Consider the following 16,651-nt stretch of genomic DNA (forward strand, 5'->3'; position numbering starts at 1 on the left):
GCAGGCATGTCGTTGCGCAGTAACCCGCCCGGCGGAAGTATCTTCCAGCGCGATCGATCGCTGGCCTGGGGGCTGGCCGGGCTCATCTTCTTCGGTGGCCTGCTGCTGACCCTGGGTGTGGCCAAGGTGATCAGCGGCTTCTACCAGCATCAGCTGGAACAGCGCTTCGCCGCGGTGGCCGGGGAACGGGCCAGTACCATGCAGGCCCGCTTCGACGCGCACGTGGCCGACCTGGACGGGGTCCGGCGCTTCTTCACCAATGCCGATCAGGTCACCCGTGGCGAGTTCGCCGGCTATGTCGACGGCCTACCGCAGCGGGCGTTTTCCTATGCCTGGCTGCCGCGGGTCACGGCCACGCAGCGCGGTGCGTTCGAACGCCGGGTGCGCGCCAGCGGCATCGCCGATTTCCAGCTGCGCGAGCTGGCGGCCGGCAACGCCTTGCAGGTCGCCGGCGCGCGCGCCGAGTATTTCCCGGTGTTGTTCATCGAGTCGACGCAGATGCGCGGTGACGATGTCCTCGGCCTGGATGTGGCGAGCATCCCGCAGCGCGGGGAAATCCTGCAGCGGGCCGAGCGCAGCAAGGCCATGGCGGTTTCCGGGGAGTTGCGCTTCGTCGCCGCCTCGGCCCGGCAAACGGTCGGCCTGATGCTGGCCGCGCCGGTGTTCGCCGTGGCCGGCCCGGCCGCCGGCGAGTCGCTGCGCGGTTTCCTGGTGGCCGCCTTCAGCCTCGAACAGCTGCTGCACGAGCAGGAGCGCGCCGAGGACCCCCTGCATCTGAGCCTGGAGTTGCGCGACAGCAGCGGCTTGCCGGGCCAGGCCTTGCGCTACCGCTCGACCTACCCGCCGGCGCAGAGCGCGCTGCAGCTGAACCGTGAGCTGCGCCTGGCTGACCGCCGCTATGCGCTGAGCATCCGCCCGACCGAGGCGTTCATGCGTGCCAACAGCGTGCCGCTGCCGGCGCTGCTGCTGGCGGCGGGGGTGCTGCTCAGCCTGCTGCTCGCTCTGCTCACCTACAACCTGGCCAGCCAGCGCCAGCGCGCCCAGCAGCTGGTGCGCGAGCAGACGGCGGTGCTGCGCCAGCGCGAAACCGAACTGGCCCGGGTCAACGGCCAGTTGCGCGGCCTGCTCGATGCGGTGACCCAGGTGGCGATCATCGCCACCGACTGCGAGGGGCTGATCCGCACCTTCAATGTCGGCGCCGAGCGCATGCTCGGCTACCGTGCCGAAGAACTGATCGGCCTGCACACCCCGACCCTGATCCATGTGCCGGAAGAGATGGAGGCGCGTGCGCGCCTGCTCAGCGAGCGCCTGGGCCGACCCGTCTCCGGCTTCGAGGTGTTTGTCGCGGAAACCCAGGGCAGCGGTTACGTCGAGCAGGAATGGACCTATGTGCGCCGCGACGGCAGCCGCCTGCCGGTCAACCTGATCGTCACCACGGTGCGCGACGAGCACGGGCAGCGCGTCGGTTACCTCGGCATCGCCATCGACATCACCGAGGCCCGGCTCAGCCGCCAGGCCCTGGAGGCGCGTGATCGGCTGCTGGAGAAGCTCACCGCCAACGTGCCGGGGGCCATCTACCAGTACCAGTTGCGGGCCGATGGCAGTTCGCTGTTCCCCTATGCCAGCGCCGGCTTGCGCAATGTCTACGAGGTCGAGCCGGAGGCGGTGCGCTTGGATGCCAGTCCGATATTCGAGCGAATCCATCCCGAGGACCTGGAGTCGGTCAGGCGCAGCATCCTGAAGTCCGCCGAGCGGCTGCAGCCATGGCGTGAGGACTACCGGGTGCTGCTGCCCCGCCAGGGCCTGCGCTGGCTGCGCGGCGAGGCTTCGCCGGAGCGGCTGGAGGATGGCGGCACCCTCTGGCATGGCTACCTGAGCGATATCACCGGGCCGAAACTGGTGGAGCAGGAGCTGCGTGCCCTGTCGATCACCGATTCGCTGACCGGCATCTACAACCGCCGCTATTTCCAGGAGCGGCTGGAGGCGGAGATCGCCCGGGCCCGGCGCAATCCGCACAGCGGCCTGGCGGTGGTGATGCTGGATATCGACCACTTCAAGCAGGTCAACGACCGTTTCGGCCACGATGCCGGCGACCAGGTGCTGAAAAGCGTGTGCCGGCGCATCCACCAGCGCCTGCGCACCATCGACGTGTTCTGTCGCCTGGGCGGCGAGGAGTTCATCGTGCTGGCTCCGACCAGCAGCGAGGAGCAGGCGGCCAGCCTGGCCCGGGCGCTGTGGGAGATCCTGCGCAACGAGCCGATGGAGGGCGTGGGCCTGGTGACGGCCAGCTTCGGCGTGACCGCCTGGCGCACCGGCGAGAGCGCCGCGACGATGCTCAGCCGGGTCGATGCGGCCGTCTACCAGGCCAAGCAGGCCGGCCGCGACCGCATCCAGATCGCCGACTGAGCCCCTTGGCGGTCAAGCTGCCGGCTGGCCTCAGCGCCGGTACAGATCCAGCAGCACCTGATCGAGTACGGCCGAGGCGCCCCAGGGGCGCGGGTCGTTGAGAATCGCCACCACCGCCCAGGTGGTGCCCTTGGCGTCGCGGCTGAAGCCGGCGATGGCGCGCACGTTGTTCAGGGTGCCGGTCTTGATGTGCGCCAGGCCTTCCATGCCGGTGCGGCGCAGGCGCTTGCGCATGGTGCCGTCGATACCCGCGAGCGGCATCGAGGCGATGAACTCGGCGGCATAGGGGCTGTTCCAGGCGGCCTGCAGCATGGCCGCCATCTCGCGGGCGCTGACCCGCTCGGCGCGCGACAGGCCGGAGCCGTTCTCGATCACCAGGTGCGGGGCGGTGATGCCCTTGCGCGCCAGCCAGTTGCGGATCGCCCGCTGCGCGGCCTTGGCGTCGTCGCTGTCGGCGCGGTCGCGGAACTTGGCGCCGAGGCTGAGGAACAGCTGCTGGGCCATGGTGTTGTTACTGTACTTGTTGATGTCGCGGATGATCTCCGCCAGGTCCGGGGAATAGGCGCGCGCCAGCAGGCGGGCGTTCTTCGGCACCGGCGCGACCTGGTCCTTGCCCAGGATGCTGCCGCCCAGTTCGTTCCAGATGGCACGTACCGCGCCGGCGGCGTAGCTGGGGTGGTCGAGCAGCGACAGGTAGCTCTGCGCGCTGCAGCCTTCGGCCAGCTTGCCGCTGACGATCAGCGTGGTGCCGTCGTACTGGGTCACCGGATTGAAGCGCACGTCCGGCCAGCCGGGGCACTTGGCCGCGGGCAGGGCCTTGACCCGGTTGTCGATGTGCACGTTGGTCAGCGGCGGCTCCATCATCACGCTGACCTTGCCGCCTTCGGTGCGGGTGATCATGCGCACGGCCTTGAGGTTGACCAGCAGCGAGTCGGGGCCGACCAGGAACGGCTTGTTCTTGTCGCCGCCGTCGTCGTTGAAGCTGGGCAACTGCGGGTGGATGAAGTGGCTGCGGTCGAGGATCAGGTCGCCGCTGATCTGCTGCACGCCGTTGGCGCGCAGGTCGCGCATCAGCAGCCAGAGCTTCTCCATGTTCAGCTTGGGGTCGCCGCCGCCCTTGAGGTAGAGGTTGCCGTGCAGCACGCCGTTCTTCAGCGGGCCGTCGCTGTAGAACTCGGTGCGCCACTGGTGGTTCGGGCCGAGCAGTTCGAGGGCGGCGTAGGTGGTGACCAGCTTCATGGTCGAGGCCGGGTTCACCGAGACATCGGCGTTATGCACGATGCTGGTGCCGGGGCCGTTGAGCGGGATGGCCACCAGCGACAGGCTGTTGCCGCCGAGCTTGTTGGCCTTGAGCGCCTGCTGGACCTTGGCCGGCAGGACATCGCTGGTGGCCGCCACGGCGGGCAGGGCGAGCGGCAGCAGGATGCTGGCGAGAACGAAACAACGCAGGGATTTGATCATTTGGCAGAGCCCGAAAAGACGAGGGCGGAACAATGGGCAGGACTCCGGGGCAGAGCGCTGCATGGATTCTGGAGAATGCCGCGCATTATGCCCGATGCCTGGGCGGCTGGGCGCCCTGGCATCGGCTAAAGGGGCATGCGGGGCGGTTTTTTGCGTCTTTACCGCGGTTTGGCGGGCGGCTGCGGCGGCACTCTGCTAGAGTGCGTCGGTTATTTCTATTGAGTGTTGAGGAGTTTTACATGGCCACTAACCGTTCCCGCCGTCTGCGCAAGAAACTCTGCGTCGACGAATTCCAGGAGCTGGGCTGCGAGCTGACCCTGAACTTCCGCGAGGGCCTGGCCGACGCGGAAATGGACAGCTTCGTCGAAGCCTTCCTGCGCGATGCCGTTGAAGGCAACGGCCTGGGCTATGTCGGTGGCGATGACTACGGCTTCGTCTGCCTGGGCAAGCGCGGCTCGATGAGCGCCGCACAGCGCGAGCAGCTGGACGCCTGGCTGAAGAGCCGCGCCGAGCTGACCGGCTACAACCTGAGCCCGCTGATGGACGTCTGGTACCCGGAAAACGCCGTCAACCCGGCCTGACCGAGGCGGCTGAAGCCGCTCCGATCGATGAAAAACCCGGCATCTGCCGGGTTTTTTATTGTCTTCACGCCAGCCCGGCCTTGGCCAGGATGGCGCCGACATCCACCGCATCGATCTGTTCCGGCCGCAGGAAGCGCTCGGCGTAGCTCTGGTGGATGCCGGCCCGCAGGAACAGGCCGAACAGCTGCGGGTCGATGTGCTCGCCGCGGCACATGCCGGCCATGATCTGCAGCGCCTCGGTCAGCGTCTTGCCCTTCTTGTAGGGGCGATCCACCGCCGTCAGCGCCTCGAAGATATCGGCGATGGCCATCATCCGCGCCGGCAGGCTCATGTCTTCGCGCTTCAGGCGTTTCGGGTAGCCGCTGCCATCCATCTTCTCGTGGTGGCCGCCGGCGATCTCGGCGACGTTGGCCAGGTGCGGCGGGAAGGGCAGGTGGCTGAGCATGCGGATGGTCTGCACCATGTGCCCGTTGATGATGAAGCGTTCCTCTTCGGTCAGGGTGCCGCGGCCGATGGCGAGGTTGTACAGCTCGCCGCGGTTGTGCTTGTACTGCGGCACATCGAGCTTGAAGCCCCAGGGGTTGTCGGCCGGGATCAGCTCGCTGGCCGGGCGCTCCAGCAGGTGCTCGGGCTTGTCGCTGAGCAGCGGCTCCTGCACCGGCAGCGTCGGCGCCGGGGTGCGGGCCTGGCGCTGCTGTTCTTCCCAGGACACGCCGAGGCGGTCGTCCAGGGTGCGCGTCCAGGTGCGTGCGCCGATGTGGCGCAGGCGTTCCTGGTCGGCCTCGGCCATGGCTTCGCCGCCCAGGTTGCAGCGGGCGATGAAGGCGAATTCGTCGTCCAGGGCGGCCAGGGTCGTGTCGCGCCGCTCGCTCAGGCTGCACTCGTCGCCGGCCTCGGCCAGGCCCTGCCAGTAGGCGACCCAGGCATCGCGCTTGAGCACCTCGAAGCGCATGCGGATCTCGTGGATGCGGTCGTACAGGGTCTCCAGCTTGGTGGCCTTGTCCACCACGTATTCCGGCGTGGTGACCTTGCCGCAGTCGTGCAGCCAGGCGGCGATGTGCAGGGCTTCCCAGTCCTCGTCGCTGGGCCGGTAGTCGCAAAATGGCTGCTCGTCGCTCGCGGCGGCGGCGTGGGCGAGCATCAGGGTCAGTTCGGGGACGCGTTGACAGTGGCCGCCGGTGTAGGGGCTCTTGGCGTCGATGGCGCCGGCGATCAGCTGGATGAAGGCATCGAGCAGCTTCTTCTGCTGCTCCAGCAGGCGCTGGCTCTCGATGCACAGGGCGGCGACGCCGGAAACCGCCTCGACGAAGGCGATGCGCTCGGGGCGCAGCATGGCCAGGTCTTCCTCGGCGCCGGTGTCGCGGTGCAGCAGCAGGAGCACGCCGACGGTCTCGCCCTGGCGGTTGCGCAGGCCGCTGCAGACCAGGTGCACCCGCGGGCTGTCCAGGGTGTGCAGCAGGCTCTGGAAGCCGTTGGCCTGGTCGAAGCCGATCGATATCACGGCGGTCTCGCCGCCCTGGGCCGGCTGCTGCAGCCATGGCGGCAGGTTGTGCTGCGCCGCATCGAAGCTGGGAATGCGGTGTTCTTCCAGGCTGTGCTGCTCGCCGTTGAGGAACAGGCCGTGGGGTTCCAGATGCCCGCTGATGCTGTCGCGCAGGTAGATCAGCCCGCCACTGGCGCCGCTGAGGCCGACGGTCTCGCGCAGCACCCGGCGCAGCAGGGCATCGAAACGGGTCTCGGCGGACAGGCTGGCGGCGATGTCGAGGAAGCTGGCAATGGTGTTCTTCATCTTGGTCATCGCCACGGCCAGCTGATCGACTTCCAGCACCGGCGAGCGACCGCTGGCCGGGTAGTCGAAGTTGAAGCTGCGGATCGCTTCGGCTTCCTCGACCAGGGCGCGCAATGGGCGCACCAGCACGCGCGACAGCATCCAGCCCAGCGGGATGCACAGCAGCAGGATGCCGAGGGTGATCATGCCGCCCTGCCAGCGCAGGCGATAGGCATCGGCCAGCAGTTCATCCTCCGGCGCCAGCAGGGCCAGGCGCAGGCCATTGGGGCCGCCTTCGGCAAACTGGGTGTAGGACATCTGCCAGCGTCGATCGGCCAGCATGGTGCTGGTGTGCAGGTCGTCCTTGAGATCGCGGGCGAACAGTTCGGCCAGGGCCGGGCTCAGTCGCTCGATCTGCGCCAGGTGCACGCTGCCATTGCTTACCGTCACCTGGCCGGGATCGGGGTAGGCGACCACGGCACCGTCCGGGCGATAGAGAACGACCTCGGTGGAGGGGGTGACCTTGTGCCTGGCCAGGGTGGCGGAAAGATCGGCCAGGGTCAGGTCGGCGGCGATCACCGTCTTGCCCTGGCTGATGCGTGCCAGGGTGGTGCCGACCTCGCCGCTGGAGAAGAACACGTAAGGGTCGGTGCCGATCAGTGTGCCCTTGTCCAGCGCGTTGCGGTACCAGGGGCGGGTGCGCGGGTCGAAGACTTCCTTGAGGTTCTGCCGGCGGCTGAGCAGGCGCAGGTCGGCATCGAAGTACTGGGATTCGGAGATCGGCCGGGCCTCGCCGCTGCGCTCGATGCTCCAGACCTGGTAGCTCGCCTTGGCCGGTGCGTCGAAGGTTGCCTTCAGCTTGTCGCTGCGCAGCGGGCGGACCATGAAGAAATCGCCGTCCTCGTAGCCGAGATAGAGCGAGGCCAGCTTGGGGTTGTCCTGCAGGGCCTGGGCGAACAGCGGCAGCAGCTGCATGCGCTGGGCGGCATCGCTGGCCTGATGCTGCTCGTTGAGTGCCAGCAGGCTGAGCAGGTGGCGGATCGGCTGGTAGGTGTGCAGCAGGTCGGACTTGACGTCCTCGCGGATCTTTTCGAACAGCTCATCGCTGCTGCTGAGGATGATCGCGCTGGTCTGTCGGTAGTTGAAGATTCCCAGCACCACGCCGGTGCCGAGCAGCAGCAGGGTGAACAGCACGCCGATGTGCACGTGCAGCGGAAAACGATGTGGTTTGCCCCGATTTCTTCTCAGCATGGTGCCTCACTCCTTTGCTGCATGGCTGAACAAGAACACGGCGCAGCATCTCGCACAAGCCCGGCTGGCCAGCCGGCGGCACGTGGTGGTCAGGTGTGCACGGCCGCCTGGCGGCGCAGCAGGTGCTGTTCCAGGCCGTAGATCAGCAGGGCGACCAGCAGGGCCAGGGTCACGCCGATCAGGCTGTTGAACAGGCGCATCTGCGCCAGCTGCCAGTCCATCGCCAGGCTTTCCGCGAGCAGCACGAAGCTCAGGCCCACCTGCAGTACGAACAGGCTGTAGCTGTGTGCCTGGAAGGCCCGGCTGAGCACGATCAGCGGCAGGACGGTGGCCACCATCAGCGGCGGGCTCTGCAGGCTGTAGCCGAGGTAGATCAACAGTGTAGCCACGCACAGGCTGGCCAGGCTCGATTGCAGGGCGCGCACCAGGCTGCCCTTGAACTCCAGCTGCAGGGTGGCGAACAGCGCCAGGGTCAGCCAGTAGCCGCGTGGCAGCCCGGCCAGGTTGACGATCAGCCCGGCGCCACCGCAGGCCAGGGTGCAGCGCAGCGCATGCAGGCGCCAGCGCTGCTCAGGCAGGCGCTTGGCATAGCGCCTGAGCACCTTGAACAGGCTCAGGAAGCGCGGCATGTACGGCCACATGCGCAGGCCGTGCAGGCCACGCATGCCGAAGGCGAGCAGGGCCACCCAGAGGCCGCCGAGGACGAACAGGGCGGCCACCGCGTCGGCATTCTTCAGGTTGACCATGCCGAACTGGCCCTGGCCCAGGCACAGGCACACGGCCAGGGAGATGCCCAGCTTGCCGGCTTCGCTGCCGAAGCGCTGCAGCCAGGCGAGGAGGAAGCCGTAGACGGCGAACAGGGCGAAGCTCAGCAACGGGTCGCTGGCCGACCAGAAGCCCAGGCCGGCGCTGAGGGCGCCGAGCAGGCTGAGCAGGAGCAGGCGGAACATGCCGAAGCGGTGCAGCGGGTTGGCCTGGGCGGCCAGGAAGGCGCCGACCGAGGCCCAGAGGAAGCCCGGATGGCCGCTGAGCAGGCCGAGCAGCAACGGCAGCGCGCAGCCCAGCCCGGCAATGATGCCCGGCCCCCATTCGGCAGGGCCTGAATGCCAGCCCAGCTTGTGCCGTTGCGCTTTGTTCATGCGGTCATACCGGGCTGGAGCGCCCGGTCATCTCCCGGGCCATTTCGGTAGCGTAGCTGTCGGTCATGCCGGCGATGAAATCGATCATGCGCAGGAAGGCCCGGTGCAGCGGCCAATCCGCATCGGGGGCGTTATGCCCGAGCAGGTCGAGGATGCGCTGGTTCTTGAACGACAGGCTGCCGCCGCGGTGCTGTTCCAGGGCTGCACCGCAGAAGGCGTTGAGGAGGATTTCCAGGGTGGTGTAGGCGCCGATCTCGTGCAGGGTCTTGCGCTTGTCCTGGAAGATCTTCTCCCGCGCCAGGGCCTTGGCCTGCTGCACGCAGCGCTTGGCCGGGCCGTGCATGTGTTCGACCAGGTCGCCGCCCAGCTCGCCGCGCAGCAGCGCCGGTTGCTGGGCGACGAAGGCGTGGGCGGCGGCGTTGGTCAGGTGTTCGATGGCCTTGCCGCGCAGGATTGCCAGCTTGCGCCGGCGCGAGTCGCGCGGGCCGAGCAGGCGGTAGGTTTCCGGCAGGTCGTCGCCGACCAGGTCGAGCAGCAGGGCCTCGACTTCCGGGTAGTCGAGCAGCTCCATTTCCAGACCGTCTTCCAGGTCGATCAGGCCGTAGCAGATGTCGTCGGCCGCCTCCATCAGGTACACCAGCGGATGGCGCGCCCAGCGCTGTTCCTCGAGCTGCGGCAGGCCGAGCTTGGCGGCGATCTGTTCGAGCAGCGGCAGTTCGCTCTGGTAGCAGCCGAACTTGTGCTTCTTGTAGCCCAGGGCCTCGGCGTGGCGGGCGGTCCAGGGGTATTTCAGGTAGGTGCCGAGGGTCGCATAGGTCAGCCGGGTGCCGCCGTCGAACTGGTGGTACTCGAGCTGGGTGAGCACGCGAAAACCCTGGGCATTGCCCTCGAAATTGAGGAAGTCGCCGCGCTCGGCCTCGCTCATGGCATCCAGCCAGCCGCGCCCGGCGGCCTGCTGGAACCAGTGGCGGATGGCGTCTTCGCCGGAGTGGCCGAAGGGCGGGTTGCCGATGTCGTGGGCCAGGCAGGCGGACTGCACGACCACGCCGAGATCGACCGGGTCGCACCAGTCCGGCAGCTCGTCGCGGATCATCTCGCCGACGCGCATGCCCAGCGAGCGGCCGACGCAGCTGACTTCCAGGGAGTGGGTCAGGCGCGTGTGGATGTGATCGTTGCTGGAGACCGGGTGCACCTGGGTCTTGCGCCCCAGGCGGCGGAAGGCGCCGGAGAAGATGATGCGGTCGTGGTCTTTGTGAAACGGGCTGCGGCCCAGCTCGTCCGGGCTGTGTAGCGGTTTGCCGAGGCGTTCGCGGGTGAGCAGTGTTTGCCAGTCCAAGGGCTGTCCTCGCCGGTGGGATGGCCTCTAGCTTCGGGCTTCGGCGCTGCCGCCGCAAGGGGCGTGGCGCCGGGTAGGGGGATTTTTCTGTGCTCAGCGGGCGAGCGACGGATGGCAATTGAACGTTCGTATGAAGATTACTGGCAGGGTGCTATCGTCCGGAGGCTGCCGATAAAACCAATAACAAGAGAAGCCCGCTGTGATTTCAGGCGCCGCCTTGCCCGATGTTTCACACCAACAGCTGCGTATCCAGCGCTTTTTCATGAGCCTGGTGATGTACGTGCTCAGTGCCGTTCCCCAGGCCCTCTCGCTGTACAACGGCATTTCCCCGGCCTGGGTCATGGTCGTCTGGGCGATCTACGCGGTGCTTGGCAATCTGGCCTTCTACCTGGCCTTTCGCAGCCGCTTCAACCTGCGCTTTCGCGACCCCAGCCTGACCATGGCGCAGATGCTGGTGGCCATCGCCCTGGTGCTGTTCACCCAGGTCTATGCCGGCCAGGCACGTGGTGCCTACCTGGTGGTGTTGCTGATCATCATGGTGTTCGGCTGTTTCAAGCTGCACACTCGCCAGCTGCTGGTCCTCAGCCTGCTGACCATCCTCGCCTACGGCCTGACCCTGCCGCTGATTCGCGCCATCGAGGGCGCGCGTTTCAACCTGGCGGTGGAGGTCATCCTGTGGTGCAGCTTCTCCACCTTCCTGCCGTTCATCTCGATTCTCGGCGGCAGTATCAGCGACCTGCGCAAGAAGCTCATGGCCAGCAATGCCCAGTTGCAGGAGGTGTTGCGGCAGGTGACCGAGTTGGCCACCCATGACGAGCTGACCGGCGCGTACAACCGCCGCTATCTGCTGGAGATGCTGGGCCACGAGAAGAACCGTGCCGATCGTGGTGGCGGCGGCTTCTGCGTGTGCCTGTTCGACCTCGACCACTTCAAGCAGGTCAACGACCGCCACGGTCACTCGGCCGGCGATACGGTACTGAAGACCTTCGCCGGCACGGTGGAGCCGCTGCTGCGCAGCACCGATTTCTTCGCCCGCTATGGCGGCGAGGAGTTCCTCCTGTTCCTGCCGCAGACCTCGCTGGACATGGCCCAGCACTGCATCAAGCGTATCCAGGCGGCGTTGGGCTCGGTCGACTATGCCGGCTTGCCCGCGGGGTTTCGCATCACCGCCTCGATCGGCGTGGCGCAGTATTACCTGCAGGAAGACATTGCCAGCCTGATCGCGCGGGCGGACAAGGCGCTGTACCGGGCCAAGCAGAATGGCCGCGACCGCCTGGAACTGGCGCCGTTTGCCCGGCCGGTGCCGATCTAGGCGGGTGCCGGCTTGCGGCATTCGCGGCTGCCGCCCAGGCAAGGGCAGGGCAGCGCGCCGGGGCGGCGCTTACAGGCCGGCGGCATCGATATCCAGCAGCAGCAGGCGCCGGCCGTTGTCGATGAACTGTCCGGCGGTCAGGCAGTACTGGTTGGTGGTGGCGTCGCGGTAGGTGCTGGACAGCGTCAGGCGCCGCTCTTCCCAGCCTTCGGCCAGCACCTGGTAGAAGTAGGGGCGCCAGGACCAGTTGTGCCGCAGGTAGCGGGCATCCTCCACCCAGGCCTGGCCGTTCCACTCCAGGTTGGGGGTGATCTGCGTGCCGTGCCGGTCGCACTGGTAGAGGCGCAGCAGCCAGGGATAGCTGGCCGGGTCGGGCAGGGCGGCGGTCGGGGCGTGGCCTTCGGCCCAGCCCTTGAGCCGGTTCATCAGCTCGGCCAGCTGCTGGCGCAGGGTCATCAGGCGCGCGCGTTCGGCCAGCTTGCGCTGCACATACTGGTCGCGCAGGCGGGCGAAATGGGCGACGAAGGCGTCGCTGGGATAGAACTCCAGTTCCGGCCTGGCGAACAGGTAGCCCTGCACGTAGCGCGCGCCGCACTCCAGGGCGAAATGCAGTTCGGCTTCGGTTTCCACGCCCTCGGCGATGATCCAGCAGCCGGTCTTCTCGGCCATCTGCGCCAGCGCCTTGACCACTTCCCCGCTGGGGCCGCCGCGGGCGGCTTCCTGGAACAGGCGCATGTCCAGCTTGAGGATGTCCGGCTGCAGGGCCAGCACGCGGTCGAGCTGCGAGTAGCCGGCGCCGAAGTCGTCGATGGCGATGCGGGCGCCGGCTGCGCGGTAGCGCGCCACCACTTCCGCCAGCTTCTGGCTGGCCCCGCCCAGCTCGGTGATTTCGAAGACCACGCGCTGGGCGGCGATGCCGCGCTTGGCCAGCTGCTTGAGGCTGGGCAAGGGCTGGTTGGGGCGCAGGCGGCTGATCCAGCGCGGCGAGATGTTCAGGCTGACGAACCAGTCGTCCGGGGCCTGGTGCAGGCGGGCCAGGGCATCGTCGCGGATCTGCCGGTCCAGGCGCCTGAGCAGGGCCGGGGAGACCTTCGGGTCGGTGAACAGCGGGCCGACCGAGAGCAGGCGGCCGTCGGCCTGGCGCAGGCGCCCCAGGGCCTCGACGCCGGCTATGCGGCCGGTGGCGGTATCGATGAAAGGCTGGAAGCTGGCGAGCGGTTGCCCGTCGATCACGGTGTATTCCTTGCGGGGTGGCGGAGGGCGGATGGCGAGCAGTGCGGCGGCCACCTGCGCTCACATAGCAAGAATGTGGCCAGTTGTTCAGGAATGGGGTGCAGGGTGCTGACTGCCCGGTCAGCGTCTGGCTGGCCCTGTGGCTGCGGGTCTTGTGAAGAGGGGTTTGCGCACTGTCTTGGTGCCTTTGCCGGGCGGGTGGCGCGCCTCGCGGCCGGCTTGATGCGCAGCGGTGCGGGCTTGGTCGCTGGCTGGTATAGCAATTGCATTTAGCTGGTGCGTCAGATGCATTTAACGCCCTGTAATCGGGCGTTGCGAAAACCCGGCAAGGGTTCCGCGAAATACATCAACCCTATGTTTAATAAAGAAAAACACCGAAAAAACGCTTTTTCTTCCAGCACGCCGTGCGTCATTCGAGGTCTGCCTGCGGGCCTTGTTGGGTGGCGGTGAGCATCAGGATGGTGCGACTGCTTGAGTGGATGAACCGCTTTGGTGCTTTTCCCGAACGCCGGAGTTTTCGTGCCGATGGAAAACCTCAACAGCGCCGTGGAAACCCTGATCCACGGCTCTAATACCCTGTTCATTCTGCTGGGCGCGATCATGGTGCTGGCCATGCATGCCGGCTTCGCCTTCCTCGAAGTCGGTACGGTGCGCCACAAGAACCAGGTCAACGCCCTTTCGAAGATCATTTCTGACTTCGCCGTGTCGGCCCTGGCCTATTTCTTCGTCGGCTACTGGGTGGCCTACGGCATCACCTTCCTCGAACCGGCCGCGGTACTCACCGCCGACAGCGGCTACGGGCTGGTCAAGTTCTTCTTCCTGCTGACCTTCGCCGCGGCGATTCCGGCGATCATCTCCGGCGGCATCGCCGAGCGGGCCAAGTTCGCCCCGCAGCTGTGCGCCACGGTGCTGATCGTGGCCTTCGTCTACCCGTTCTTCGAGGGCCTGGTGTGGAATGGCAACTTCGGCCTGCAGGCCTGGCTGACCGCACGTTTTGGCGCCGCCTTCCATGACTTCGCCGGTTCGGTGGTGGTGCATGCGGTCGGCGGCTGGATCGCCTTCGGCGCGGTGATCCTGCTGGGGCGGCGCGACGGTCGCTACCGCGAGGGCCGCCTGGTGGCCTTCGCCCCGTCGAATATCCCGTTTCTCGCCCTCGGCTCGTGGATCCTGATCATCGGCTGGTTCGGCTTCAACGTGATGAGCGCGCAGACCCTGGGCAGCATCAGCGGCCTGGTGGCGGTCAACTCGCTGATGGCAATGGTCGGCGGCACCGTGGCCGCCTTGCTGATCGGGCGCAACGACCCGGGCTTCCTGCACAACGGCCCGCTGGCCGGGCTGGTGGCGGTGTGCGCCGGTTCCGACCTGATGCACCCGATCGGCGCGCTGGTCACTGGCGCCCTGGCCGGCGCCCTGTTCGTCTGGGCGTTCACCGCGACCCAGGTGAAGTGGAAGGTCGACGATGTGCTCGGCGTCTGGCCGCTGCACGGCCTGTGCGGCGTGTGGGGCGGCATCGCCTGCGGCATCTTCGGCCAGCAGGCGCTGGGCGGCCTGGGGGGCGTCAGCCTGGTCAGCCAGCTGCTCGGCACCGCACTCGGCGTGCTGGTGGCGCTGGCCGGCGGCCTGCTGGTGTACGGCCTGCTCAAGCGCCTGGTCGGCATCCGCCTGAGCCAGGAGGAGGAGTACTACGGTGCGGACCTGTCGATCCACAAGATCGGCTCGACGGCCCAGGACTGAAGGCTCCCGGCATGAAAAAGCCCGCCATTTGGCGGGCTTTTTGTTGCGCCCGGTTTCGCGGCCGAAGCCGCTTGGACGGGAGGGCGCCGAGGCTTACCAGATCGGCAGGGTGTAGCTGACGATCAGGCGGTTCTCGTCCAGATCGTTGCCGAAGTTGGAGCGCACGGTGGCGTTGCGCAGCTTCACGCCGAGGTTCTTCAGCGGGCCATCCTGGAACACGTAGGCGATGTCGGTGTTGCGTTCCCATTCCTCGCCTTCGGACTTGTTCGCGCCACGGTCGACGTTGTCGCCGGTGATGTAGCGGGTCATGAAGGTCAGGCCGGGGATGCCCAGCGCGGCGAAGTTGTAGTCGTAGCGTGCCTGCCAGGACTTCTCGTCCTTGAAGGCGAAGTCGCCGATCTGCACGAAGTTGACCAGGAACGCATCGGTGCCGTTGATGTAGGCGAAGCCGGTGTCGCCGCTCATCTTCTGGTAGCCCAGGCCGAAGGCGTGGCCACCCAGGCCGTAGGTGAACATGGCGCCGAAGGCGTTGTTGTCGACGTTGGTCTGGCCATCGTCGGTGGAGCGGGCGTAGCGGATGTCGCTCTTCAGGCTCTGCTTGTCGCCCAGCGGCAGCACGTGCACGGCGTTGAGGTAGTGCTGGTCGTAGAACTGGTCGAGGTTGCCGTAGTGGTAGCTGGTGGTCAGCTGGTCGTTCCACTTGTAGCTGGCACCGGCGAAGTTGAACTCGTCGCTGGTGACCCCGGAGTGCCCGGTGAAGCCGCGCGCCGCATTGCTGCTGGCGGTCAGCGACATGGCCTCGTGGTCGGAGGAGTCACGCTGGTTGACCCGGCTGAGCTGGCCGCCGTCGAAGGTCAGGCCGTCGATCTCCATGGAGTTCAGCGAGCCACCCTGGAAGCTCTGCGGCAGCAGGCGCGAGTCGTTGGACATGACCACCGGCAGCTTGGGCATCAGGGTGCCGGCCTTGAGCACGCTCTTGGACAGGCGAAACTTCGCGGTCACGCCGAGGTCGCCGTAGTTGTCCTGGGCTTCGCCGGTATCGCGATCGAGCTGCAGCAGGCCGGTGCCGCTGGTGCCGCGGCCGGAATCCAGCTGCAGACCGAGGGTGCCGATGGCGTCGACGCCGACCCCGACGGTGCCTTCGGTAAAGCCCGACTCGTAGCGCAGCAGGAAGCCCTGGGCCCACTCTTCGGCCTTGGAGTGGCCGTTGCTCGGGTTGCCGCCTTCCTGGCGGAAGTCGCGGTTCATATAGAAGTTGCGCATTTCCAGGCTGGCTTTGCTGTCTTCGAGAAAGGCAGCGTGGCCCAGGCCGGGCAGAGTGAGGCTGGTGCCCAGGGTGGCGAGGGCCACGGCGCGGGCGAGAAGGGTCTTGCTCATTGTTGTTGTTTCCTCGGCTGGTGGTGGCAGGGCGGATGACCACCCTGTTACAGCGAGGCGACTAAAACATTTCGTAACGGCTACGGCCTTTAGACCTTGGTCGGATTACTCGACCCAGTGCGGGTAGTAGCCGAGCCGGCGCTGCACCGCCTCGTCATGGGCCGGCACCACCATCAATCCGGGCTCGCGCTGCAGCAACTGATGAACCTTGTCCAGTTGCGCGCGGGTCGCTTCGCGGTCGTTGTCGACCATGCGCCGGCTGATCCAGAACTTTTCCCGGGGCCCGGTGAAGCCCTCCAGGCGCCAGCTGGCGTCGCCGGTGAAGAAGAAGCGTCGGCCGTCGTCCAGGGTGAGGAACAGGCCGACCGAGCCCGGGGTGTGGCCGAACAGTGGAACCAGCACCAGGCTGCCGTCTCCGAACAGGTCGTGGCTCTGTTCGAAGCCCAGGAACGGCTGGTTGGCGAAGGTGAAGGGCACCCACTTGATCGGGTGCTTGAACTGGCTGGGCAGCAGCGCCGGCGGGGTGGCGATGCGGCTGAACTCGATTTCCTCGTAGGGCGCCCACACCGGCACCTCGGGAAAGTCGGCAAGCCCCGAGGCGTGGTCCCAGTGCACGTGGCTGAGGAGGATGCGGTCGACGCGGATGCCGTCGCCTTCGAGCTGGTCGCGCACCGGCTTGACCGGGCCGTAGCGCAGCAGCGGCTTGTCGTACCAGGGCATTTCCGCCTCGAACTGCTGATCCACCTGGCGGCCCAGGGAGGTGTCGAGCAGCAGGGTGGCGGCGTGGTGTTCGATCAGCACGGCGACGTGGTTGGCGATGACCTTCTCGCTCCAGGCGCCGTCCTCGATGGTGAAGGCGTCGCGGGTTTCGGTTTCGGCGGTCTTGACCAGGGCGAAGCGCAGGCCGGCGGCCTGGCCTGGCAGGCTGAGCAGGGGCAGAAGAACACTGAGCAGAATGGCGGCGGCGCTGCGCATGACGGGCTCCTTGCGGGATGGGTGGGGGCGGTGCATTGTCTGCAGTCTGGCCTGGATAATAGGCAGACAGGTCTGTAT

11 protein-coding genes are annotated in these 16,651 nt (G+C 67.1%); 4 read left to right on the plus strand and 7 right to left on the minus strand.

The window, feature by feature from the left end:
* Positions 1-6 precede the first annotated feature (6 nt).
* Complete coding sequence (locus F3I62_RS10520) at positions 7-2,406, plus strand: diguanylate cyclase (protein WP_160489600.1); 2,400 nt, start codon at positions 7-9, stop codon at positions 2,404-2,406.
* A 30-nt stretch (positions 2,407-2,436) separates the two neighbouring features.
* Here F3I62_RS10520 and dacB read toward each other — a convergent pair whose 3' ends face one another.
* Positions 2,437-3,867: a D-alanyl-D-alanine carboxypeptidase/D-alanyl-D-alanine-endopeptidase gene (dacB, locus tag F3I62_RS10525; protein WP_160489601.1), complete on the minus strand. Its 1,431-nt coding sequence runs from the start codon at positions 3,865-3,867 to the stop codon at positions 2,437-2,439.
* A 239-nt stretch (positions 3,868-4,106) separates the two neighbouring features.
* On the opposite strand from dacB, the gene F3I62_RS10530 reads away from it, so the two are divergent.
* Positions 4,107-4,448: a YggL family protein gene (locus F3I62_RS10530; RefSeq protein ID WP_160489602.1), complete on the plus strand. Its 342-nt coding sequence runs from the start codon at positions 4,107-4,109 to the stop codon at positions 4,446-4,448.
* Between the two features lie 64 nt (positions 4,449-4,512).
* Here F3I62_RS10530 and F3I62_RS10535 read toward each other — a convergent pair whose 3' ends face one another.
* The 3 genes from F3I62_RS10535 to F3I62_RS10545 all read right to left on the minus strand — a co-directional run bounded on the left by F3I62_RS10535 (position 4,513) and on the right by F3I62_RS10545 (position 9,942).
* On the minus strand, positions 4,513-7,467 hold the full coding sequence (locus F3I62_RS10535; protein WP_160489603.1) for an HD domain-containing phosphohydrolase: 2,955 nt from the start codon (positions 7,465-7,467) through the stop codon (positions 4,513-4,515).
* 89 nt (positions 7,468-7,556) lie between these two features.
* Positions 7,557-8,606, minus strand: a complete 1,050-nt coding sequence (locus F3I62_RS10540) for an FUSC family protein (protein ID WP_160489604.1) — start codon at positions 8,604-8,606, stop codon at positions 7,557-7,559.
* A gap of 4 nt (positions 8,607-8,610) precedes the next feature.
* Positions 8,611-9,942, minus strand: coding sequence for a deoxyguanosinetriphosphate triphosphohydrolase (locus F3I62_RS10545; protein ID WP_160489605.1), 1,332 nt, complete (start codon positions 9,940-9,942; stop codon positions 8,611-8,613).
* A gap of 262 nt (positions 9,943-10,204) precedes the next feature.
* On the opposite strand from F3I62_RS10545, the gene F3I62_RS10550 reads away from it, so the two are divergent.
* Positions 10,205-11,254 carry a GGDEF domain-containing protein gene (locus tag F3I62_RS10550; RefSeq protein WP_160489606.1) on the plus strand — a complete coding sequence of 350 codons (1,050 nt, stop codon included), beginning with the start codon at positions 10,205-10,207 and terminating at the stop codon, positions 11,252-11,254.
* 69 nt (positions 11,255-11,323) lie between these two features.
* Here F3I62_RS10550 and F3I62_RS10555 read toward each other — a convergent pair whose 3' ends face one another.
* Positions 11,324-12,487: an EAL domain-containing protein gene (locus tag F3I62_RS10555; protein ID WP_160489607.1), complete on the minus strand. Its 1,164-nt coding sequence runs from the start codon at positions 12,485-12,487 to the stop codon at positions 11,324-11,326.
* Positions 12,488-13,012: 525 nt separating this feature from the next.
* Here F3I62_RS10555 and F3I62_RS10560 point away from each other — a divergent pair.
* Entirely contained in the window at positions 13,013-14,221 is a 1,209-nt protein-coding gene (locus tag F3I62_RS10560) for an ammonium transporter (protein WP_160489822.1), read from the plus strand.
* Between the two features lie 93 nt (positions 14,222-14,314).
* Here F3I62_RS10560 and F3I62_RS10565 read toward each other — a convergent pair whose 3' ends face one another.
* Both F3I62_RS10565 and F3I62_RS10570 read right to left on the minus strand, forming a co-directional pair.
* Positions 14,315-15,598 (minus strand): OprD family porin, encoded by a 1,284-nt coding sequence (locus tag F3I62_RS10565; protein WP_160489608.1) that lies wholly within the window; start codon positions 15,596-15,598, stop codon positions 14,315-14,317.
* A 105-nt stretch (positions 15,599-15,703) separates the two neighbouring features.
* Positions 15,704-16,573: an MBL fold metallo-hydrolase gene (locus tag F3I62_RS10570; RefSeq protein ID WP_160489609.1), complete on the minus strand. Its 870-nt coding sequence runs from the start codon at positions 16,571-16,573 to the stop codon at positions 15,704-15,706.
* Between the last annotated feature and the right edge of the window lie 78 nt (positions 16,574-16,651).

This window comes from Pseudomonas sp. R-28-1W-6 (assembly GCF_009799925.1).
Lineage (GTDB): Bacteria > Pseudomonadota > Gammaproteobacteria > Pseudomonadales > Pseudomonadaceae > Aquipseudomonas.

Bases quoted from the DNA above. Each gene is read 5' to 3' on its own strand.
- F3I62_RS10520 (WP_160489600.1), top strand. From the start codon at position 7: ATGTCGTTGCGCAGTAACCCGCCCGGCGGAAGTATCTTCCAGCGCGAT.
- dacB (WP_160489601.1), bottom strand. From the start codon at position 3,867: ATGATCAAATCCCTGCGTTGTTTCGTTCTCGCCAGCATCCTGCTGCCG.
- F3I62_RS10530 (WP_160489602.1), top strand. From the start codon at position 4,107: ATGGCCACTAACCGTTCCCGCCGTCTGCGCAAGAAACTCTGCGTCGAC.
- F3I62_RS10535 (WP_160489603.1), bottom strand. From the start codon at position 7,467: ATGCTGAGAAGAAATCGGGGCAAACCACATCGTTTTCCGCTGCACGTG.
- F3I62_RS10540 (WP_160489604.1), bottom strand. From the start codon at position 8,606: ATGAACAAAGCGCAACGGCACAAGCTGGGCTGGCATTCAGGCCCTGCC.
- F3I62_RS10550 (WP_160489606.1), top strand. From the start codon at position 10,205: ATGAGCCTGGTGATGTACGTGCTCAGTGCCGTTCCCCAGGCCCTCTCG.
- F3I62_RS10560 (WP_160489822.1), top strand. From the start codon at position 13,013: ATGGAAAACCTCAACAGCGCCGTGGAAACCCTGATCCACGGCTCTAAT.
- F3I62_RS10565 (WP_160489608.1), bottom strand. From the start codon at position 15,598: ATGAGCAAGACCCTTCTCGCCCGCGCCGTGGCCCTCGCCACCCTGGGC.
- F3I62_RS10570 (WP_160489609.1), bottom strand. From the start codon at position 16,573: ATGCGCAGCGCCGCCGCCATTCTGCTCAGTGTTCTTCTGCCCCTGCTC.